Source organism: Myxococcus sp. AM011 (genome assembly GCF_013372595.1).
Lineage (GTDB): Bacteria > Myxococcota > Myxococcia > Myxococcales > Myxococcaceae > Myxococcus > Myxococcus eversor.
Genome location: NZ_JABXEM010000040.1, coordinates 14,761 through 36,246 on the forward strand (window position 1 = coordinate 14,761; position 21,486 = coordinate 36,246).

Consider the following 21,486-nt stretch of genomic DNA (forward strand, 5'->3'; position numbering starts at 1 on the left):
AGGGGAACGACCTCCTGGCAACACAGACAGCGGGATTTACTGCTCGCGGCGACGACGGCGCATCAGCACGCCCAGCAGCGCGGCGCCAAGGGCCGTGGCGCTGAAGCCCGCGGGCACGGAGCTGCAGTTGGAACCCTCGTCATCACCCTTGCCCACCGTCAGCACGAGGGTGGAGGTGGCGACGCGGCTGTCCGGGAAGACGCGGTCGGCGAAGGCCAGGCGGGCCTCCACGGTCAGCTCGTACGTGCCCTCGGTGTCCGGCACGAAGTTGGGGACGCTGCCGTCCACGTAGGTGTACTGCCAGTTGCGGCTGAGCGTCACCGCGCCCTGGGGATTCTCCACCACGGCGTTGGAGCCGTCGGGGCGCCTGGTCACCGTCCAGCGGTACTCCATGGCCGCGCCGTTGCGGTTGGCGAACAGCGGCGGACGCAGCGTGTCGCCCGACTTCTCCAGGCGCATGGTGCCACCGGCGCTGACCGTGAAGGGCGACTTCGGGTCCAGGCACTTGTCCTTCTGGGTCGGGTCCACCACGAGGCAGTAGAGGCTGTCACACGCATCGCCCAGGCCGTCGCGGTCGTCGTCCGCCTGGTCGCGGTTGGCCACGTCACGGCAGTTGTCGGCCTCGTTCAGGATGCTGTCGTCGTCGATGTCCGCGTCGCACGCGTCGCCCAGGCCGTCGTTGTCCTTGTCGGACTGGTCCGGGTTGGCGATGCCGGGGCAGTTGTCACCGTTGTCGGAGATGTTGTCGCCGTCCGCGTCCACGCGGCACTGGCTGCCATCCGCCGGCATCACCTGGTCCGGGTTGGCCAGACGGGGGCAGTTGTCCGCGCCGTCCGGCACGCCGTCGTTGTCGTCGTCGGGGTCACACACGTCGCCGAGCGCGTCGCTGTCCAGGTTGGACTGGTCCCGGTTCGGAATCAGCGGGCAGTTGTCGGCCGCGTTGGCCACGCCGTCGTTGTCCTGGTCCGGGTCGCAGTCGTCGCCCACGCCATCGCCGTCCGCGTCGCGCTGCTGGAAGTTGGAGAGCCCCGAGCAGTTGTCACAGACGTTGCCGACACCGTCGCCGTCACTGTCCGTCTGGTCGCGGTTGGACGCGAACGGGCAGTTGTCGCGGTCGTCCGCGCGGCCGTCGCCGTCCGCGTCGTCCGTGTAGGCCAGCGTGTCGCCGTCATCCGTGTAGTTCACCCACACGGAGCCTCCGCAACCACAACCACAACCTCCTCCCTCCTCCTGAGGGCGGCCGCAGCTATCGCCGAGGCATTCCGGGTTGTCCGGGTTGTCGTTGGACTGCGCCTGAGCGGTGCTGGGGTTCACGACCAGGAAAGCTCCGAGCAGCAGCGCGGGAGCAAGACGAACGAGTGACATGGTGACTCCTTTCAGCCCCGGGCCATTAGCAAGAGACGATCCGCACCTTTGCCCGAAGCGAACTCCAGTGGTTTCAGGCATTTGTGCACGGCGCATCAGGGTGAGGACCGGGGGTGTGGGGGGAACGCCCCAGTCCAAGCGAGGGGCAGACCCCCCACTTACGGGTGGATCACGTTCCGAGGATGAAGGCCTCGGGGTCGAGGGGAAGGATGCCGGAGGGGGTGCGTCCCTCGTCCTTGTCGTACTGGATGGGCTGGATGAGCAGCGAGCCGATGCCGGCGCCGCGCGGGTCATTGTCCCGGCCGGCCTGGAGGTAGAGGTAGATTTCGTTGGTACCCGCGGGGATGACCTCGCCCGGGATGAGCGGGTGGGGCCGCTCGCGCGTCGCGACGAGGGAGACGTTCTCCACGCGCGTCGCGTAGCAGGTGCGGCCGTCAATGGTGGGGTCCGTCTCCACCAGGTCGTAGCCGTAGCCGCGCTCGCGGTGGAAGTCGAGGTCGGCGCTGAGCGGATCGCCGTGGGCCTCAATCTCCGCGATGTTGGTCAGCCCGTCGCGGTCCGAGTCGAGCAGGTCCTCCGGCACCAGCGGGTTCAACTGGGACAGCGCCTCCACCAGGTCCGGGATGGTGTCGCCGTCGGTGTCGCCGATACAGGGGTTGGTGCCCAGCACGCGCTCCTCGCAGGTGTTGAGCCGGTCGCCGTCCTCGTCCAGGGAGATGCTGCAGCCGTTGATGACGTCGGGGACGAGTGGATCCAACCCCACCCGGACCTCGATGCCATCCATCAGCCCGTCCTGGTCCGTGTCGAGCAGCAACGGGTCCGTGCCGAGCGCGTCCTCGTCCACGTCGGGAAGGCCGTCACCGTCGCTGTCGACGAGCAGCTGGCCGGCGCGCACCACCACGTTGCGGTTGAAGGCGAGGAAGCGCTTGAGCTTGAGGGTGTTCGTGCGCGCCGAGTACCTCAGCCCGCTGAGCGTGGGGGACAGCCCCACCGCGTCCGTCTCGATGACCTGGGTGCCGCCGGCATGGGCGATGGCCGCGACATGCGCGCGCGTGGAGGGGTCCGCCACGGCGCCACGGACATAGATGGGCTGCACCACCACCTCGCCCGCGCCGTACTGCTGGGCCAGCGCCTTGATTTCGCCGGTGACGGCGGTGAGCTCGCACTCGCTGCAGGCGATCTTGTCCGTCAGCGCGTTGCAGGCCGCGTCCAGGCCGATGTTGAAGGCCGGGTTGGAGCAGCTCGTATCCTGGCTGCGTACCACGACGACCACCATGTAGCGCGTGCGGGCCACCTCGCCGCGACACGCCGTCTGCATGTCGCCGGACAGGAGCGTCTTCGCCAGCCGCAGCGAGGAGCGGACGCTGATGGGCCCCGTCTCTTGATAGGTGGCGAAGCGCGGCAGCGCGGCCTGGAAGTCCGCCGCGTCGGAGAAGCCGCCGAGGATTCCGGTGGCCACCGAGTGGTAGGCGACGAGGCCGAACTTCACGAACGGGCCGGAGAAGCGACTGGAGAGCGTGGACAGGCCATCCGTGGCGTAGCCCACGATTTCCGTCTCCACGCCCTCGCCGCCCTGCAGCGCGAAGAGGACCTTGGTGGGAAACGCGTCGCCGCCCGCGAGCGGGACACAGACGGTGCCGGAGAAGTTGGCGCGGTCACCACGGTTGGCCCCACGCCCGTCGATGGCATAGAGGCCCGCGTCGGAGCAGGACAGGAGCAGGATGGGGAGCAGCGGCCACGCGGAGCGCGGAAGGGGGCGCATCGGATGGATTGTAGACCGCAGCCCCCCACGACAACGCAAGTGACAGCGGCGTCCGCGTCGAATTCTTCAGATGCTTGCACACACCGCGGGCCGTAATTTCGCCCCGCCACGGAAAGCCGGACGCGCGGAGTTCCGGCGCGCGCTCACAATGTGAGCAGGAAGGCGAGCACGTCGTCCCGCTCCTCCGCGCTGAAGGCGCGAGCATCACCGTGCGCGGGTCCGGCCGTCTCCAGCACGGTCCTCAAGGGGAAGCGCGTGTCCACCACCAGCCGGCCATCCTTCACCGCGTAGCCCGCGGTGGCACTCGTGAGCAACGGCCACATGTCCCACGTGCCCACCAGCGAAGGCGGCGCCGCGCCCACCATCAAATCCTGGAGCTCGATGCGCAGCGGCAGCGCCACGGGAGTGCCCACATCCAGGTACTGGCCTCGCGTCGCGGGGTCCTGGTCCAGCGTGTAGAGCGGCGCGGGATGGCACGCGAGGCACCCGCCGCGTCCCTCGAACAGCGCGCGCCCGCGAGCCGGACGCCCCACGTGTCCATCCGGGAGCGTCACCGTCTCCAGCGGCGCGCCGTCCTCGCCCCGGTACGGGTTGGGTGGGGTCGCCATCAGCGACGTATAGAGGGTGAGCGCCTCCACCTCTGAAGGAGAGGGGTCCGGATTGTGGAAGCGGTTTCGCGCGCCCACGAAGCTCGCCGTCTCAGCCAGGCTGTGCTGGCTGGCGGGCGTGAAGAAGGGCGGCGTGTCGCGGCTGCCCAGCACCGTCGGTGAGCGGTAGATTCGGTTGGGCTTCGTCTTTTCATAGAAGACGCCGCCGGTGTGCCCCTCGATGTGACACCCATCGCAGGTGATGCCCGTGCGGCCCAGGTCCGCGTAATAGAGGACCTGTCCCAGCCGGCGCTTGGCCTGCGCGCGCGACTCGACGATTGGCAGCCGCCGCGTCACCGCCAGCGGCCGTTTCCTGCCCGCGTCGCGCACGTCCACCACCGCCACCTCGTGGGTGAAGCGGTTGAGGACATAGAGGGTGGCGCCGTCGGGCGAGAGCACCAGCGAGCGCGGCCCCGAGTGCAGCTCCTCGCCCGCACGTCCCTTCGTCGCGAAATCCTCCGCCGGGCGGATGCGCGGCGTCCCTTCCGGAGGCATCAGCGAAATCTTCTGGAGGACGGCGCCGCGCGCCACCGTGTCGTCGCCGGAGATGAGCGCCCGGGCGTCAATCACCCGCACCCAGCCGATTCCTACATCCGCCGCGTAGAGCAGCCCGGTGGCCTCGTCGAGCGCCAGCCCCTCCGTCACGCCCGCGCCGAAGCCCCGGTGTCTCACATAGTCGCCACGCGCCGGGTCGATGACGGCCACGCCGCTGTTGTTGCTCACCTCCATGCGCTGCGGGTTGGGCCCGACATTGGGGCCCAGGCTCGCCATGAAGAGGCGGCCCAGCTTCTCGCTCGCGATGACCGTGCGCGGCGCCTTGCCTCCCATCACCTGGGCGCGGAAGCGCTCGGTGTTGCCTCCGACGATGGCCACGCCCGGCCCGGGCACCACCGTGAAGACGCGCGAGCCGTCCTTCTGACGCAGCAGCTCCAACTGCCCCGTCTGGAGGCTGCCCACCGCGAGCACGTCCTTCCACCGGGCGAGCGCGCGCGGATTGGGGTCCACCGGCACGGCCCACTTTTCGCGACCGTCCTCGAGCGACAGGGCCCGCACGGTGTCCCTCACCTGCTCCGCGACGAAGGCCACGCCCTTCGCGCCGTCCACCTCCAGCCCGGAGGCGCCCAGGGGCGCGGGCAGCACCCGCGGCTCGCTCGCGGAGTCCAGCGCGAACACCCGCAGCTCCGGCTGGTAGCGGTGGACGACGCCCAGGAAGGACTGGCCGCGAGCATCCTTCCACGTGGCCAGCGCGGAGGGCCCGTCCCCCACGGCGAGCCGCTCCACGCGGCCCGTGCCTACATCCAGCGAGTACACCGTGTCCGTGGGCGGCGAGACGATGAACAGCGTGCGCCCATCCGGCGACGCCACCATCCCCGTCAGGTCGGGGAAGGCACGGTCATTCACGATGGTGAGCCAGGCGCTCCCTTCGAGGAGAGTCCCTTCGCCGGGAGCCCCCCCGCCCGACACCAGCCGGGCCTCCACCAGCGCCTGGGGCATGTCCTCCGGCAGCGTCACGTCCGAGGGCAGCCGGGTGAAGGCATGGCTCGAATCCACCACCGTCAACGGCAGCTCGCGTGACAGGGGTGGACCGAGTGACAGACGCAATCCCGCTACCAGCCGCGCGCCATGGACGGACAGGGGCTGCGAGGTCTCATTGCTGGTGAGCCGGGGCCCTACCGCCTCCAGCCTGGGCGCGGTTCCCGAGGAGGCCGACGCAGCGGCGTTCGGCGAGGAGGCCCGCTCGCCGCGCGTGCTCAGGCGATAGCCCACGACCCCCGCGGCGCTCCACAGCACCACGCCCACCGCCAGCACTGCCCCTCTTCGCGCCGCGCTCGTCAATCGTGTCCCGGTGCCTTTCGCGAGGAGCATCCTCCCACCTCCGGCGCGAGGCCACGACGATTCTCCTGGTGCTTGCCCGGTTGGGCACCGACTTCAGACACGGAGCGGCACGACATCTTTCCGTTCGGCCGGCAACGAGCAAGTGCTGTCGTGGAGAACGCGCCCCACATGGGGTGGAGTGCCCCCCACACCTGTTGACCCACGTCTCACGAACAGCCCTGGAGTGTGCGTTGACAGGTCCATACACGCATCGCTTAACCTGTTGATGATGCGACGCTTCCTCCTCTGCATGGCCGTCGCCCAGCTCCTCGGCATCGGTACGCTGTTCATCCCGAGCGACGCCTGGGCCCAAGGCCGCGGCCGTTCCGCGAAATCGGCGAAGGCGAAGGCTGGCAAGAAGGCCAGCTCCAAGACTCCGCCCAAGATTGAAACCAAGGGCGCGCCCGTGACGGACCCGGTGACGGGCGAGTCGGACGCCACCGCTTCCTCGGCGCCGCCGCAGCGCGGCCCGTCCCGCATCGACTTCGACGACCGGCTCATCCAGGGCCAGACGAACAAGTCGGGCGCCGTCTATCTCTATGACCGCAAGGAGCTGAAGACGCGGTCGATGATCCGCGAGCGCGACAGCTTCCGCGCCGAAACGCTCGCCACGGTGTACGACCAGTAGGGCAGCACCGCCCACCAGCCCTTGAAGGGAGCGTCACCGTTGAGCGGCCAGCCCAGCGTCCTGCAAGTCGTCATCCTCCGCGACGGACTCCTCGTTGGGACGGAAGTCTTCGTCCCCGGCACGTATGCGCTCGGTTCGGACCCGTCCTCGGACCTGAGGCTGGAAGACCCGGCCGTGGAGCCGCGCCACGCGTTGCTCTACTTCCAGAATGGCCGCGCGGCCATCCAGGACGCGGGCACCACCACGGGCCTGTTCGTCAACGGCCACCGCGTCACCGCGTGTGAGATCCGCTCGGTGGACGAGGTGCTGTGCGGCCCGTTCGTCCTGAAGACGCGCGTGCTCGCCCAGAAGCCGCAGGAGGCCAAGCCGCAGCCGCCGCCAGAAGTGGCCGCGCTGTTCGGCACGCCGCAGCCCGCGCCGCCGCAGCCCATGGCCCCCGCGCAGCAGCAGGGCGCGCCCGTGCGCCAGTTGCGCCCCAACGCTTCGCCCGCGCAGCCGCTGGCCACCACCGTGCCCGCGATTCGCGCCGTGCCGTCGCCGCAGCATCACCCCGCGCACGCGGCGACGCAGGCCAGCTTCCCGCAGCAGTCCGCCGCGCCCGCGATGGTGCCCCTGCCGGCGCCCGTCGCCCACGCGCCGCAGGCCTCCATCAACGCCCAGGCCCACGTGGCCGCCGCGCCCCAGCCCGTGCCGATGCAGGCCCCCCAGCCCGTGCCCGCCGGCACCGTGCCGTCCGTGCGCCGCCGCGTGACGCAGGAGCCGCCGCAGGCCGTCAACACCGGCATGCTGCTGGCGGATGACCTGCTCGCGGACGTCGCGTTGGACGCGCTGCCCGAGCCGCAGGGGCCGCTGCTCCAGGAGGCTCGCGCCACGGTGTCGCGGCCCACGCACGCGCCCCGCCTGGACCCGGGCAAGGGCGCCCCCCAACTCTACCTGGAGCTGTACTGGGGCACCGTCCGCCGCGACGCGCGCCGCTTCAAGCCGGACAAGAAGCTGCCGGTGAAGGCCTCGCTGGACCTCCCGGAGGCGATGCCGCTGTGGGGCTTCACGCTGCCGGAGAGCACCGGCCCCTTCACGCTGGCCGAGTCGGCCAACGGCGCCTTCCGCCTCTTCGTGCCTCCGGGCACCGAGGTGGAGAAGAGCGGCACCGACGGCCGCTTCACGCCCGTCACCGGCGCCGCGCTGGAGTCCGATGGCAGCCGCCGCTTCATCACCCTGCGCGAGGGCGTGGGCGCCCGGCTGACGCAGGGCCAGATGTCGCTGGTGGCCTACGCCGCGCCCATCCCCGCGCGCGTGTTCATCAACCCGCTCAAGGGCCTGCCCTGGCTGGCGCTGTCGACCTTCGTCCTCTTCGCGGCGGTCATGGCCGCGTTCATCGTGCTCAAGCCCGCGACGCCGGAGACGGCGGACTTCACGCAGAAGAACCTGCCGCCCGTCGCGCTGCGCCTCATCGCCCCCGAGCCGAAGAAGAAGGAAGAGGCGAAGCAGAAGCTGGAGGCCATCAAGAAGAAGGCGCCGCCCAAGGAGAAGATCGCCGAGAAGGCGCCTCCCAAGCCGGTGGAGAAGGCCGCGCCCGTGCAGCAGCAGCAGCCCGCCAAGCCCGTGGCCGCGGAGAACAAGGCGCTCAAGGCGCTGGCCAAGCTGTCCGCCGCGGGGCCCGCCACGAATGACCTGCTCGCCGCCGTGGACAAGCTGGGCAGCGGCCCGGGCAGCAAGAACGTGAAGAACTCCAACTACAAGCTGTCGGGCCTCATCGGGAAGGCGCCCATCGCCAACGCGGGCCTGGGCACGTTCGGCCTGGGCGGCGGCGGCAAGGGCGGCGGCGCGACGCTGGGCGCGGAGCTGCTGCGCGGCAAGGGCGGCGGCGGCATCGGCGCGCTGGGCGTGGGCTCGGTGGGCAAGGGGAAGGTCGGCGGCACCGTCACGCGCGCCACCGCGCGCAGCATCGCCTCCACCCAGGGCACCGTGGACCGCGAGGCCGTGGCCCGCGTCATCAACAGCCACCTGAACGAAGTGCACGGCTGCTACGAGCGCGCGCTGCTCAAGGACCCGGGCCTCGCCGGCAAGGTGGTGCTGGAGTGGACCATCGGCGCCAACGGCCGCGTGGCCGCGGCGAAGACGAAGTCCTCCACGCTGCGCAATGCCTCCGTCGAGGCGTGCATCCTCACCAATCTGAAGTCCTGGACCTTCCCCGCTCCCAAGGGCGGCGTGGTCATCATCACCTACCCGTTCCTCTTCAACTCCGTCGGCTACTGACGCGGGCTCTCCCCACCCGCGTTTCGTTCCGCTCATCCGCCAGGAAGCCCCCACCGTGCGATACGCCCTGCTCATCCTCTTGTTCCTGGCGCCCGGCCTTGCCCGCGCACAGGCCGAGGCGCTCGAGAATCCCGGCGCCGTCTCCGCCATCCAGGAGCGGCAGTACCGGATGAATCACGAGCTGTACCTCGGGGTCGGCGTGCTGCCGGCCGACGCCTTCTACAAGGGCCTCACCGGAAGCGTCTCGTACACGTACCACTTCAGCGACACCTTCGCGTGGCAGGTGGGCCGGGGCACCTACAGCTACAACATCCAGACGTCGCTGCGCCGTCAGTTGGAGCGCGACTTCGACGTGGCCCCCACCGCCTCCGCGTTCGAGGACCAGGTGCAGTGGATGGTGGGCTCGGACCTCGTGTGGAGCCCGCTCTACGGCAAGACGGCGGTGCTCAACAGCTCCGTGCTGCACTTCGAGGCGTTCCTGATCGGCGGCGGCACGGTGGTGAAGATTGATCGCCAGGACGGCTTCCGCCCCGCCATCAACCTGGGCCTGGGCGTGCGCATGTTCTCCGGCAAGACGCTGTCCTTCCGCCTCGACGTGACGAACAACGTCGTGTTCGCGGGGGCCTCGCGCATCATCAACGTCCCCGTGGTCCAGCTCGGTACCGCGTTCAACTTCGGCGCCACGGAATGACCTCTCGCTCACTCATCGCCGCGCTCGCCAGCGCCGCGCTCGTCGTGTCTCCAGCGAGGGCCCCCGCCCAGTCTGGCGGTGGCTCGCTGCCCATGCCACCGCCGCCCTCTGGCGCGAAGGCCACGCCCGCCGCCGCGTCCAAGCCCGCTCCGGGTACGCCCGCCGCCGCGCCCGGCGCGAAGCCCGCGCAAGGTGCGCCCGCCGCGTCCGGCGCGAAGCCCACGCAGGGCACACCGGCCACGCCCGGCGCCGAGGCCGGTGCGCCGGCAACCGGCACCGAGGGCACGCCCGCCGCGACGGCTCCCGCCACCGACAAGAAGCCGCAGGCCGCCGCCGAGGCGCCGCCGCCCGTCCCGCAGAAGGTGGACCCGGGCGTCTTCGACCAGGCGTTGAAGGACTACTTCGACGGCAAGCCGCGCGCCGCCGCCGGGCCCCTCTACGCCTGGCTCCAGGCCGCGCCCAAGACGGACGACAACTACGCCTGGGCGCAGTACTTCCTCGCCCGGAGCCTCATCGACCTGGGGCTGACACACGCGGGTGCGTCGTACCTGGCGCGCATCGCCCGTGAGCGCTCCAACCCGAACGTCATCCCTCGCGCGCTCGACACGCTGAAGGAGCTGACGGACCGGCCGCACGACGACGTGATGATCGACGAGCAGGTCTTCGGCGCGTTGGACCTGGGCTTCCTCCCCGAGGAGACGGGCGCGTACGCGCACTACCAGCAGGGCCTCGTGGACCTGCGCGTGGGCAACGAGCGCTGGGCCAACACGCACTTCGCCAAGCTGTCGGAGACGAGCGCCGAGGCCAGCCGCGCGAAGTTCGCGCTGCTCGTCACCCGGCTCAAGCAGGTGAAGGAGCCCTCCGAGGAGCTCATCGCCGACTTCCTGGGCCTTTCCAAGGACGAGAAGCTCACCCGCGAGGCGCGCAACGAGGCGGCGCTCGCGGTGGCCCGTCTGCGCTACGAGCGCCTGGACTACCCGGGCGCGCTGGAGGCGTACAACCTGGTGAAGCTGCCGGAGCTGGACCCGGGCCGCGCCAGCCTCTACCTGGAAGAAGCGTGGACCCGCTACAAGCTGGGTGAGCTGCGCGCGTCGCTGGGCATCCTCACCACCCTGGACGCGCCGTCGTTCCGCGACGAGTTCCTGCCGGACAAGTACCTGCTGCGCGCCCTCATCTACCGCGACCTCTGCCACTACCTGCCCGCCAAGCGCGCCGCGAAGGAGCTGACGCGCAGGTTCGCGGACTCGCTGGAGGCGGTGCACAACCGCGACGACCTCACCCAGGACATCCGCCTGCGCCGCGCGGCCAACTCGCACGGTGGCACCCAGCGCGCCTCGCGCTTCGTGGAGACGCTGGACCTGGAGGGCGAGCGCCTGGGCCGCTACGCCGGCAGCTTCGGCGACCGGCTCTTCACGCACCTGACGAAGCTGTACGACTTGTCCCGCGCCGAGGCCGTGCGCGTGTACGACGCGCGACTGGCGGAGGCCGTGCGCCAGGAGGCGGACACGCTCTTGCGCGCCGCGGAGCAGGTTCGACTGATGGAATACGAAGTGGGATTGAAGCTGTACGAGCGCGTGAAGAAGGGCGCGAAACTCGTGGCGCCCGAGGATGAGCAGCTCCTGACGCCCGACAGCGTCGCCTTCCGCTTCGACGGCGAATACTGGAACGACGAGCTCAAGTCGTACCGGGTCAGCATCGAGAGCCGCTGCATCGAGGAGACCCCATGACCGGCCACCTGACCGGCCTGATTACCGCTGCCCTGCTGGCGGCGTCCCCCGGAGGCGCGGGCCGCGAGGGCCCTGGCCTCAACCCGATTGTCTCCAAGGCGAAGGAGCGCGACGAGTTCATCGCCAAGCTCAAGCGCGACATCTTCAAGGTGGACCGCGCCATCGGCGAGACGGAGAAGCTCATCTCCAAGAGCCGCAACGCGCCGTACCTCCCGGACCTCCAGTTCCGGCTGGCCGAGCTGTACGTGGAGAAGAGCCGCTACGTGTACTACCTCCAGGCCGAGTCGCGGCCAGAGGGAGCCTCGGGCGCCATCGTCTCCCCCGAGACGCGGCTGATGAAGCAGAAGGCCGTGCAGATGTACTACCGGCTGCTGCGCGAGTACCCGGACTTCAAGGACGGGGACCAGGTGACGTTCTACCTGGCGCACGAGCAGCGCGAGCTCGGTCAGTTCGACGAGATGCTCAAGACGCTCGGCGACCTGACGCGCAAGTTCCCCAACAGCCCGCTGCGGCTGGAGTCGGAGCAGATTCTCGGAGACCACTTCTTCGACAAGGCCGACCTCGTCGAAGCCGAGCGCCACTACCAGGCGATTCTCGAGGCCCCGCCATCCCCCGTGCACGACCTGGCCCGCTACAAGATGGGCTGGATTCGCGTCAACCAGGCCAAGCACGCGGAGGCGGTGACGTTCTTCGAGGCCGCGGCCGCCAGCGCCCCGCTGCCGGGCATGGACGTGAAGAAGGCGCTCAACGTGAAGCGCGAGGCGCTGCTCGACCTCGTCTACAGCTACACGGAGGCGAAGCCCCCCAAGGGCGCGCTCAACTACTTCGAGAAGCTCAGCGAGAGCCGCGCCACCTACGCGCTGGCGCTCGACAAGCTGGGCAACCGCTACTTCATCAAGCAGCAGTACGAGTGGGCCATCCCCGCGCTGCGCAAGCTGATGGAGATCCAGCACGACCCCGAGCTGGATTTGGAGCGAGGCCAGAAGCTCTACGACGCCATCAAGGCGTCCAAGGGCAAGGTGCTGCCGGAGCCCGAGGACCTGCGCATCCTGGTCCGCGCGGCGGTGCAGTCCAAGACGGACCCGGAGCTGGCGGAGGTGGACCGCAAGAAGCAGCTCGTGGAGCTGGAGGAGATGGGGCGCGACCTGGCCACCCTGCTCCACCTGGCGGCGCAGAAGAAGGAGGAGAAGGAGCTCTACCTGAGCACCGCCGAGGCGTACGAGGCGTACCTGAGCCTCTTCCGTCCCGACCAGTACGTGCGGCCGATGATGAAGAACCGCGCGGAGGCGCTCTTCTCCGCCAAGGACTACACGCGCGCCGCGCGTCAGTTCGAGGAGCTGGCCCGCTACGAGGCGAAGGCGAAGGACGTCAAGGGCGAGGAAGAGGCCCTCTACGCCGCGCTGCTCGCGCACTTCTCCACGCTCAAGCCGGAGGAGGCGCTCAAGCGCAACGCGTATGAAGTCGCGGACGCGCGTCAGGCGATGAAGCTGCTCGGCGCGGAGTACGTGTCGCGCTACCCCAAGAGCCCCAACGTCCTGGACGTGAAGTTCAACATCGCCCGCGCCTTCTACGAGGACGGCGACTACCCCAAGGCGGCGGAGCTGTTCACCGCCTTCGCCCTCACCCATCCGCAGCACAAGGAAGCCACCGTCGCCGGCAACCTGGCGCTGGACAGCTTGCGGCAGGTCAACGACTTCAAGGGCCTGGACGAGACGGGCAAGAAGTTCCTCACCTCGCCGCTGCCCGGCAACTTCCGCGCGGAGGTGCAGAAGATCCTCACCCAGAGCCGCGCCGAGGCGCTGGACGAGCTGGCGCTGCAGAGCGCCCAGGAGACGGGCGACGTCATCCAGGGTCTCGTGAAGGTGGCCGACGAGAACAAGAACAGCGACATCGGCGAGAAGGCCCTGTACGGCGCCTTCACGGCGGCGCGCGAGAAGCGCGACCTGCAGGCCGAGCGCGAGCTGGGCACCAAGCTGTCGCAGGACTACCCCAAGAGCCAGTACATGTCGGACGTGCTCCTGACGCTCGGCCGGCACGCGGCGGAAGCGGCGGCGTTCGGCGAGGCGGCCACGTGGTTCGAGCAGGTGGGCCAGAAGCTGGGCGCGGACATCGCCGGCGTGGATGGGTGGCTTGCCGGCGCGCGGCTGCGCATGGCGCTGGGTGAGTACAAGGAAGCGGCCCGGAACCTCGAGACGGCGGCGGAGGTCTCCGGCGCGCGCAAGTCGGAGGTGCTGGTGCTGCTGGCCGAGGCGCGGCTGAAGGCGAAGGACTACCCGCGCGCGAAGCTGGCGGCGGACTCCGCGCTGAAGCTGAACCCGCGCAGCGCGGGAGCGGCGGCGGTGCTGGCGGAGGTCCAGGCCGTCACCGCGCCCACGACGTCCGCGGACGCGCTGGTGGCCACGCTCACCACGGCGGTGCAGGGCCCCGACGGCCAGACGGAGGAGGCGGCCAAGGGCCTGTGGTACCTGGGCGAGATTCTCTACCGCGGCTACAAGGACCTGCCGGCGGACAAGGTGGAGGAGAAGGTCGCCGCGCTCCAGAGCCTGGAGGGCATCTACACGCAGGCCGCGTCGCTGGGCTACCCCGAGTGGGCGGTGGCCTCGCTGTGGCGGCTGGCGCTGGCCTACGGGCACATCGCGGACGTCGTGGAGTCCACGCCGGTGCCGGCGGGCCTGTCCGCGTCGGAGTCGCAGCAGTTCCAGGCGGCGGTGAAGGAGCAGGTCGGCCCGCTGAAGTCGCGCTCGGAGGAGGCGTTCAAGGCGTGTCTGTCCCGCGCGGAGTCGCTGGATGTCTTCAGCGCCGCGGTGGTGGGCTGCCGCTCGCGGTCCGAGCAGGCCGCGCTGCCGGTGCCCCAGCCGGGCGCGCCCACGCAACTGGCCGCGCTGGATGACCTGCGCAAGAAGGCCGAGCGCACGCTCAGCGTGGAGTCGCTGGAAGCGCTGGGCATGGCGTACCTGGAGGCCCGTCAGTTCGGCGTGGCGCAGTTGACGTTCGGCCGCGTGACGGAGCTTCAGGACACCAAGGCCTCGGCGCACTCGGCGCTGGGCTGGGCGCTGCTCAACATGGGTGACGCCATGGGCGCGCGCGCCGCGTACGCCAAGGCGATGGACTCCGACCCCACCTACGACAAGGCGCGCCTCAACCTGGCCGCGCTGCGCTGCCGCTTCGGCGACGTGGACGGGGCGCGGCGGGACCTGGCCGTCCTCAAGGACGTGGGCTCGCTCAATGGAGCGGACGTGGACACCGCGGGCTGGAAGGCGTGCAAGTGAGCGCGCGTCTTCACCCGACACGCGCGCACGGCCTGAGGGCCCTGGCGAGCCTGGCGCTGGTGGCCGGGCTGTGCGCGTGTAGCGACGAGGGCGGCGCGCTGGAAGGCAGCGTGTCGCCGTTGTTGGACCTGAAGTACAAGCGCGCGGAGGCGGTGCTGGCCGAGGGGGAGCTGTCCATCAACTTCGTCACGCCCCAGGGCTCCGGGGTGAACACCGTGCTGAAGGTCAGCGCGCGCGTGGGGGACATGATTCCCGAGGGCTACACCGGCGGGCTCACCATCAACCTGGCCGAGGCCCTGGAAGGTGGCGCGCAGCGCGGCGTCATCGGCCGCAGCGTGCTGGATGAGCCCGTGCGTGCCTTCCCGCAGTTGGAGCGCGGCACGCTGGTGGTGGACACCCTCCCCACCGGGCAGGGCCAGCGCGTCACGGGTGACTTCCACGTCACCTTCATCAACGGCATCGACATCTATTCCGGCCGCACCATCTTCGGCAGCTTCGAGGCGACCGTTCCATGAAGCACATCGTCCTGCTCACCCTTCCGCTCTTCCTGGCCGCGTGTGGCCCCAGCTACGGCATGAAGGTGCCCGGCTCGCTGGTGAAGAAGCTCCCGTTCGAAGTCCGCATCGAGCTGCTGGAGGCGGAGAACGAGCTGGCGCTCGCCGTCGACAAGGTGGACGAGAACAACAACGAGATTGACCGTGCCCGCGACAACATCCGCCGCGCCCGCTCCCGCCAGGAGGCGGCGGAGGACGAGGTGGACCGCGCGACGGACGAGGTCTCCCGCGAGGTGGCGAAGCTGGCCATCGAGGAGTCCGAGGCCCGCGTGGAGTACCTGCGCGCCAAGCAGCGGCTGTCGGTGGGCCTGCGTGACGTGTCGGAGCTGTCTCGCAACTGCGCCTTCGCCAAGTTCGAGTTCGCCAAGCTGACGGCCGCGCGCAAGGCGAAGGTCGAAGGCAGCGAGAAGCTGGACCCGAAGGAGTTCGAGGAGCAGGTGGCCGAGTGTGAGGCGGAGGTGAAGGAAGAGCTCGCCGACCTCTCCGAGGAACAGAAGGAAGAGAAGACGACGCGAGAGGCTTGGGAGGCCAAGAAGACGGCCCTCGCCAAGAAGACGTTCGACGCGCGTGCCAGTCCCTACGTGGAGAACCTGTGATGACGAAAGCCGGCGTCCTAGTCCTCCAGTTGCTCACCGCCCAGGCGCCTCCGCCGGACGCGGCCGCGCTCGAGCGCACCGCCGCGGTGGAGAGTGCACGGCTGCGCGCGTCTCCGGACGACGCGGATGCGCTCTACCGCCTGGGCACGGCCTTCCTCGCGCTGAACAAGCCGAAGAAGGCCGTGGAGCCGCTGAAGAAGCTGGTGGAGGTGGAGCCGGACCTGATTCCGCCGAGGCTGGCGCTGGGTCGGGCGCTGCGGTTGGCGGGCGACGCGGAGGCGGCGCGCACGCTGTTGGACCAGGCCATCGCGGCGTTCCCCGAGGACGCGTCGCTGCGCTCGGAGCGGGGCCTGCTGGCCCGCGTGCTGGACGAGAATGATGTGGCCATCAGCCAGTACTCGATGGCGGTGGAGCTCTCTCCGAAGGACGCGGAGCTGCGCTTCAACCTGGGCGAGGCGCTCCAGCGCGCCAACCGCACGGACGACGCCATCGAGGCGTACCGTGAAGCGCTGAAGATGGACTCCAAGCTGAACGTCGCTCGCGTCAACCTGGGCAAGGCGCTGGCGGAGAAGGGGCTCAACGGCGAGGCCAAGGAGACGCTGCGCGAGGCCACGCGCGAGAAGCTGGGCGACGCGGAGGCGCACTACAACCTGGGCGTCCTGCTGCTGCGGGAGAACGACTTCGACGGCGCCATCGCGGAGTACCAGCGCGCCATCGCCGCCGACCCGAAGCACGCGCGCGCGCAGAACAACCTGGGCGTGGCGCTGAACGAGAAGGGCGACCCGCGCAAGGCGACCGAGGCGTTCCTCAAGGCCATCGCGGCCGACTCGAAGTACGCGGAGGCCCACTTCAACCTGGGGCTCGCCTACTACCAGCTGGGCGACAACGTACGCGCCACCAAGTCCTTCGAGAAGGCGCTGGTGCTGGAGCCGCGTCGGTCCAGCGGGCCGTACACGCAGCTGGGCCACCTGTACCTGGAGCAGGGCAAGAAGAAGCAGGCGGTGGAGGCGTTCAAGAAGGCCATCGAGAAGAGCACCGACGACGGGAAGCGGACGACGGAGGCGTATCAGGGCCTCGCGCGTGCGTACCTGTCGCTGGGCAAGGCCGAGGAGGCCGTGGCCACGCTGAAGACGGCGGTGGAGGCGTTCCCCAAGGATGCCGCCGCGAAGTCGGGCTACGCCGAGGCGTTGAAGGCCAAGGGTGACCTGGACGGCGCGATTGCGCAGTACGAGGAATGCATCGCGCTGGCGCCCACGGTGGAGAACCGGCTGGCGCTGGCGGACACGTACGCGAAGAAGCGCGTGTCGGCGAAGGCGCAGCCCTTGTACCTGGAGATCCTGAAGGAGGACCCGAACCACCGCGTGGCGAAGCTGGCCCTGGCGGACCTGCTGATGGCCATGGGGGACTATCCGGGCGCGGAGACGTACCTGCGGCCCAAGGAGGGCGAGGAGGCGGACACGGCGGCGCTGGCGCGGCTGGGCATCGTCCACTCGCGGCGCGGTCGTCCGGACCTGGCGGTGACGGAGCTGGAGGAAGTGGTGGCGAAGGACCCGGCGCAGATTGAAGCGCGGGCCGAGCTGGGCTTCCTGTATCTGCGCGGTGGCGACGGCGCGAAGGCTCGCAAGGTGCTGAGCGACGCGCTGGCGGTGGAGCCTCGCAACTCGCTGTTGTTGCTGTATCTGGGGCACGCGCTGTACCAGCAGGGCAACGCGAAGGACGCGGAGAAGTCTTTCCGGGGCTCCTCTCAGGTGGACCCGACCTTCGCCGAGCCGCACAACGCGCTGGGGCAGCTCCTGGAGGCGTCGAAGCGGCTGGATGAGGCGAAGCAGGAGTATGAGGCGGCGCTGAAGCTCCAGCCGAACCATGAGGACGCGCAGCTCGCCTTGAAGCGGCTGGGTGCTTCAGCGAAGGCGGAGTAGGTACGACGGCTTCGCGAGGCCCTTCCCGCTCCGGCGGGGAGGGCTGACGTGGAGCATCGTTCTTCGCGGAGCCCGCTCGACGGCTTCGCATGGCCCCACCCTCATCGTGGAGCCGTAGCGGCAGCGACCGGCTACGTGGGCATGCCCAGCAACACCGCTCCGACGGAGACCAGGGCCGCGCCCGCCAGCTGGCGACGTCCGAGTCGTTCACCCTGAAGCGCGGCCAGTGCCAGCGCGAAGGCGATGGACGTGTTGCGCAGCGTGAGCACCGCCCCTGCCCCGCTGTCGTTCAGCGCCGAGAGCAGCAGCGCGAACGACAGCATGCAGATGGCTCCCGCGAAGACGACCAGTCCGGGACGGCTCCATGCTTCTCTCTGGAGGCCGGCCCATCCCATCTGTCGACTCCGCTCCAGCAGCAGCACGGGCAGCGCGACGAGCAGGCCCGTGGTGAAGAGTGCCGGAGGCTGCGCGCCTTCGGAGAGCGCCATCTTGTAGCTCAGGTGATAGCCCGCGATGGCCACCGCCGACAGCGCGGCCCACGCGACTCCGGAAGCCGCGCGCCCCGTGGGCCGAGACAGGTGCATCACCGCGAGCCCACCGCCCAGCACCACTGCTCCCGTGACGGTCCACGCGGAGACGGACTCGCCCAGGGCCAGCACGGACACGGGCCAGACCAGCAACATCGCGCCGCCGCGTGACACCGTGTACGCGAGCCCCAGCGGAGCGCGGTTCAGCGCACGGGAGAGCGCCGCCAGATAGACGCTCTCACACGCTCCTGCCCCGAGCGCCCAGACCAGCCCCCTCGTGGACGGGAAGGCCTCTCCTCGCATCCCGAGTGCCCACAGGCCACCGCCCACCACCGCCACCATGATGACGCCCACGACGCCCGCCTCGGGGTTCGGATGCCGCTTGAGCATCGCGTTCCATGACGCGTGGAGGAACGCGGAGACCAGCACCAATCCCAGGGCAGCGGTTTGCAACGGACGTGGCTCCTCGACCGCGGAAGTGAGCCCGTATGTAGCGCGTCCCAGCGCGTCTCGCAGTCCTCATGCGGCGGGGGCGGCATTCCCGCTGGAAGCCGCGAAGAACCTTGGCGTCCCCTCCGAGGGGAAACGAGCAGGCGTGGCGCGTGCGGCGGACACCTGATGACGCTGAATCGGGAGATGACTGTTCGGAAGCGATGCCTCGCACGCGACGAAGCAAGCAGAGCCGGCTCCGGGAGCGACGGCCGCCGCTCCGCGAAGCGCCTGCATCTCAGGGCACTGCGCTCTGCCCGCGACGAAGCAATCAGCTCACCCCGTCCTCTGCGAACAGGGCGATACCAACTCAGGGAGCATCATCCTCATCGGACTCCGGCGCATCGCCCGAAACGAAGCGCGCTGGCAGCACGGGGCCCGTGGGCGACGGACGCCTGTCGACGAGACTCTGTCGTCCGAAGGTGTAGCGCGCCTCCGCATGGGCACCGAAGGCCGAGCCTTCCGCATGGGCCACCAGCACGAGGTCCGTCGGCGGCACCACGCCCTGCATCACGCTCACCACACAAGGCACCGCGCGCACGTCCTCCCCAGTGCCTTCCGGGAGAACGAACTCCGTCATCCCTTCGACGAGCCGCGCTTCCGGCGGCAGCACGATGCTCACCGCGATGGGCACGTTGAAGCCCGCCCTTCGTTCGACCTCGGCCACGAGCCGGAGCCCTCCCGCCTCGGCGTCCACCACGCGCCAGCTCACGCGCATCGGCGCGGGCACTCGCGTGGTGAGCCCCGCCAAGGAGCCTCCGCTCAACTCCGTGGCCGTGGTCTCTTCCGGGGATTCTTCCGTGGGTTCTTCGCCCACCACGACACCTCGCCTGGGCGCGATGTGGACGGCCTCGCGCCCCTGTCGTTCCCCACCCGAGTTCACCTTCGGTGGTGACGCGGTCGACACATGTGCCGCCGACAGCGTTCTCGAAGGTAACACTGGAGCAGCCTGAGTCCGCGTCGTGAGCCGCGATGCATCCTCGTCCTGACGAGGCCCGTGTGATGGCGCGTCATCTCGCTGGGAGAAGGGAGGCGGAGGCTCGGGAGGCTTGCGCGGCTTGCCTCGGGCTCGCTCCACCCCTGAGGCCACTCCCGCCGAGAGCGCTCCAATCAGTGCCAGGGCCAGCACCGCACCCGCGATGCGTCGTCGCGAGGTCATGAGCACGCTCCCTCGCGAACCCGGGCAACGAGCCCCACCATCGAAACAACACCCCGGTGAACGAGGGCCTCCTGACCGTCCCGCCAGACACGCTTCATCATCGACACCACGGACTCCAGAACGGGCCCCTGCTTCACCAAGATGCGCATCACGGCTTCACCGGCACAGGGGGTCATGACTGGGATACGGATACGCCACGGTCGGCTCGGTGGCGGCGTCCATCAAGGCGCGCGGGTAGCCCTTGCACATCAACGTGTCCAGGAAGTCCGCGAGACACGGCGCGGCCTCCGCCGTCTCCACCACGTCCACCTGCTTCCCCTCCACCATCCGCCACGTGTGCTTGCGATACCCCCGCGCCCACGGCGCCAGGTTCATCGACGGAGCCGCGAGCGCCTCATACATGGCCTGCCGTGACGACGTGCCAGTGCCCAGCCGATAGAGCATCGCGGCCACCTCGTTCTCTTCAATCGGCTGGAGCAGTCCCTCCTCGGGCCGCGGTCGAGACCACGAGGCCAGCTCCGGCGAGCGCGTCTCCAGGTCCAACCAGAACATCGTCCCGCCCTGCCTGTCGTAGTAGCGGGGATTGCCGCGCGTGTCGGAGCTGAACCACGTGGCCCATCCCTCGCTCCACGCCTGTCCCGGGAAGGTGGGCACGCCGACGTAATGAGGACCACCCTCGGAGGGACTCGTCCCATGGCTCGCCATCGCCCAGTGGCCCAACTCGTGGAGCACCATCGCCTCGGACCACCACGCGGCGTCAGCGTCTCCCGGCAACCACAACTGTGCGCCCCAGCGTCGCCCCGCCGCCGTCACCTGCCACGGCGCGAAGCACGCTCCACAAGACCATGTCGTACCGAAACCCAACCACGCCACCACGGGCAGCCCGGTGCGTCCATAGCGCTCACGCGTGCTGTTCCACGCCGCGCTCACCGCCTCGAACACCGCCGCCGCGCCTGACCCCTCCGACTCCTCGATGGCGACCACGGGCGACTCCAGCAGCGCCTGCGTCGGCCGAGCCCAGCTCCACAATCGCGCGGAGGCACCTGGCGTCACGGGCAGCACCTGCGCACCGGACAAGCCCGGGTCCGCCACCGCGTAGTCCACCGTGCCCTTCTTCCCCTGCCCCGCCGCGTACACGACGACGAGGTCCTCCGGGCCCACCTCCGTCGGCAGGCGCACGGTGAAGCGACCCACCCCGTCCGTCACCCCCAGGTCGATGAGCGAGCCTGCCTGAAAGGACGCGACGAGGAAGCCACGCGCCGGCACCCACTCCGTCTCCGACGTCCAGTCATGGAAGGCCGCATCGGGCAGGCGCCGCTCATAGCGGGCGATGCCACTCAGCGTCCGTCCCGGTGCACCACACCAGCCCCGGTTCCCCTCCGCGACACAGCCCGCCTCACACGGCTCCTCCAGCCAACGCCCCGCCGAGCATCGCTCCACCGCCCCCGTGGCCGAGCAACGCGACGTGCTCTCCACACAGGCCGCACCGACCTCACAGCGAGCACCGCCACCCGACTCGGATTCGACACAGGCCTCGCCCGCCGCGCAGTCCACGCGCGAAAGCTGCCCGTCGGCACAGCGCTCCACCACGCGCGGCCCCAGACACCGACCTCCAGTGGGAAGCGCGGAGCAGTCGGCCTGCGCCTTCACCGACTCATCGGGTGCGCCGGAGCACGCGGCCAGCCGGCAGGCTTCATCGGAAGCCTCGCAAGCCGCATCACACGACGTCTCCTCCCCCGAGCCCGCGCCACCACAGGCCAGCAGCGTCACGCCCAGCGCCTAGAGCACGAGCGCCCACCCACCCGTGCGAAACACCGACTTGAAACCCAACGCCGTGCCACCTCCACGCCCGCCACGCTGGTGACGGGTTCGCGGCAGGACAACACGGTCTCCTCGAAGGACAGCATGAGCAGGAGGCGCGGGGGTCCCCTGCCTGCCCGCATCCGCGGTGAAACCATGTCAGCCATCCGACAACGTCAGCCTGCCCGTCTGCTTGAGCCTTGGAGGCGAGCAGGCAGCGAG

At 69.9% G+C, this 21,486-nt stretch carries 14 protein-coding genes; 8 read left to right on the forward strand and 6 right to left on the reverse strand.

Going from position 1 to position 21,486, the window contains the following annotated elements:
• Positions 1 to 36 precede the first annotated feature (36 nt).
• From HUW62_RS11055 to HUW62_RS11065, 3 genes are all read right to left on the reverse strand, one after another.
• Positions 37 to 1,365, reverse strand: a complete 1,329-nt coding sequence (locus tag HUW62_RS11055; protein WP_163866490.1) for a thrombospondin type 3 repeat-containing protein — start codon at positions 1,363 to 1,365, stop codon at positions 37 to 39.
• Positions 1,366 to 1,534: 169 nt separating this feature from the next.
• The gene (locus HUW62_RS11060; RefSeq protein ID WP_176434393.1) at positions 1,535 to 3,127 is read right to left on the reverse strand and encodes a thrombospondin type 3 repeat-containing protein; all 1,593 of its coding nucleotides are present in this window, start codon (positions 3,125 to 3,127) and stop codon (positions 1,535 to 1,537) included.
• A 143-nt stretch (positions 3,128 to 3,270) separates the two neighbouring features.
• Positions 3,271 to 5,640, reverse strand: a complete 2,370-nt coding sequence (locus HUW62_RS11065; protein WP_176434394.1) for an MtsA protein — start codon at positions 5,638 to 5,640, stop codon at positions 3,271 to 3,273.
• A gap of 235 nt (positions 5,641 to 5,875) precedes the next feature.
• On the opposite strand from HUW62_RS11065, the gene HUW62_RS11070 reads away from it, so the two are divergent.
• The 8 genes from HUW62_RS11070 to HUW62_RS11105 are packed head-to-tail and all read left to right on the forward strand — an operon-like array spanning position 5,876 to position 17,289.
• Positions 5,876 to 6,277 carry a hypothetical protein gene (locus HUW62_RS11070; RefSeq protein ID WP_240356447.1) on the forward strand — a complete coding sequence of 134 codons (402 nt, stop codon included), beginning with the start codon at positions 5,876 to 5,878 and terminating at the stop codon, positions 6,275 to 6,277.
• 39 nt (positions 6,278 to 6,316) lie between these two features.
• Positions 6,317 to 8,533 carry an AgmX/PglI C-terminal domain-containing protein gene (locus HUW62_RS11075; protein WP_176434396.1) on the forward strand — a complete coding sequence of 739 codons (2,217 nt, stop codon included), beginning with the start codon at positions 6,317 to 6,319 and terminating at the stop codon, positions 8,531 to 8,533.
• A 55-nt stretch (positions 8,534 to 8,588) separates the two neighbouring features.
• Positions 8,589 to 9,224, forward strand: coding sequence for an outer membrane beta-barrel domain-containing protein (locus HUW62_RS11080; protein ID WP_163866487.1), 636 nt, complete (start codon positions 8,589 to 8,591; stop codon positions 9,222 to 9,224).
• Positions 9,221 to 10,951 (forward strand): hypothetical protein, encoded by a 1,731-nt coding sequence (locus HUW62_RS11085; RefSeq protein WP_176434397.1) that lies wholly within the window; start codon positions 9,221 to 9,223, stop codon positions 10,949 to 10,951. Before HUW62_RS11080 ends, HUW62_RS11085 begins: the two co-directional genes overlap by 4 nt.
• Positions 10,948 to 14,220: a tetratricopeptide repeat protein gene (locus tag HUW62_RS11090; RefSeq protein WP_176434398.1), complete on the forward strand. Its 3,273-nt coding sequence runs from the start codon at positions 10,948 to 10,950 to the stop codon at positions 14,218 to 14,220. The genes HUW62_RS11085 and HUW62_RS11090 overlap by 4 nt, the downstream gene beginning before the upstream one ends.
• Positions 14,217 to 14,735: a hypothetical protein gene (locus HUW62_RS11095; protein WP_176434399.1), complete on the forward strand. Its 519-nt coding sequence runs from the start codon at positions 14,217 to 14,219 to the stop codon at positions 14,733 to 14,735. The genes HUW62_RS11090 and HUW62_RS11095 overlap by 4 nt, the downstream gene beginning before the upstream one ends.
• Positions 14,732 to 15,370: a hypothetical protein gene (locus tag HUW62_RS11100; protein WP_176434400.1), complete on the forward strand. Its 639-nt coding sequence runs from the start codon at positions 14,732 to 14,734 to the stop codon at positions 15,368 to 15,370. The genes HUW62_RS11095 and HUW62_RS11100 overlap by 4 nt, the downstream gene beginning before the upstream one ends.
• A complete protein-coding gene (locus HUW62_RS11105; protein ID WP_176434401.1) occupies positions 15,370 to 17,289 on the forward strand; it encodes a tetratricopeptide repeat protein in 1,920 nt (639 codons plus the stop codon). The genes HUW62_RS11100 and HUW62_RS11105 overlap by 1 nt, the downstream gene beginning before the upstream one ends.
• Before the next feature lie 131 nt (positions 17,290 to 17,420).
• Here the strand turns inward: HUW62_RS11105 and HUW62_RS11110 are convergent, their stop codons facing one another.
• The 3 genes from HUW62_RS11110 to HUW62_RS11120 all read right to left on the reverse strand — a co-directional run bounded on the left by HUW62_RS11110 (position 17,421) and on the right by HUW62_RS11120 (position 21,234).
• Positions 17,421 to 18,269 (reverse strand): EamA family transporter, encoded by an 849-nt coding sequence (locus tag HUW62_RS11110; protein ID WP_163866481.1) that lies wholly within the window; start codon positions 18,267 to 18,269, stop codon positions 17,421 to 17,423.
• Between the two features lie 346 nt (positions 18,270 to 18,615).
• The gene (locus tag HUW62_RS11115) at positions 18,616 to 19,125 is read right to left on the reverse strand and encodes a hypothetical protein (RefSeq protein WP_176434402.1); all 510 of its coding nucleotides are present in this window, start codon (positions 19,123 to 19,125) and stop codon (positions 18,616 to 18,618) included.
• 495 nt (positions 19,126 to 19,620) lie between these two features.
• Positions 19,621 to 21,234, reverse strand: coding sequence for a hypothetical protein (locus HUW62_RS11120; protein ID WP_368670385.1), 1,614 nt, complete (start codon positions 21,232 to 21,234; stop codon positions 19,621 to 19,623).
• Positions 21,235 to 21,486: the final 252 nt, after the last annotated feature.

Coding starts and splice junctions, on each gene's coding strand:
- HUW62_RS11090 (WP_176434398.1), top strand. CDS start 10,948: ATGACCGGCCACCTGACCGGCCTGATTACCGCTGCCCTGCTGGCGGCG.
- HUW62_RS11085 (WP_176434397.1), top strand. CDS start 9,221: ATGACCTCTCGCTCACTCATCGCCGCGCTCGCCAGCGCCGCGCTCGTC.
- HUW62_RS11055 (WP_163866490.1), bottom strand. CDS start 1,365: ATGTCACTCGTTCGTCTTGCTCCCGCGCTGCTGCTCGGAGCTTTCCTG.
- HUW62_RS11070 (WP_240356447.1), top strand. CDS start 5,876: ATGATGCGACGCTTCCTCCTCTGCATGGCCGTCGCCCAGCTCCTCGGC.
- HUW62_RS11065 (WP_176434394.1), bottom strand. CDS start 5,640: ATGCTCCTCGCGAAAGGCACCGGGACACGATTGACGAGCGCGGCGCGA.
- HUW62_RS11105 (WP_176434401.1), top strand. CDS start 15,370: ATGACGAAAGCCGGCGTCCTAGTCCTCCAGTTGCTCACCGCCCAGGCG.
- HUW62_RS11060 (WP_176434393.1), bottom strand. CDS start 3,127: ATGCGCCCCCTTCCGCGCTCCGCGTGGCCGCTGCTCCCCATCCTGCTC.
- HUW62_RS11100 (WP_176434400.1), top strand. CDS start 14,732: ATGAAGCACATCGTCCTGCTCACCCTTCCGCTCTTCCTGGCCGCGTGT.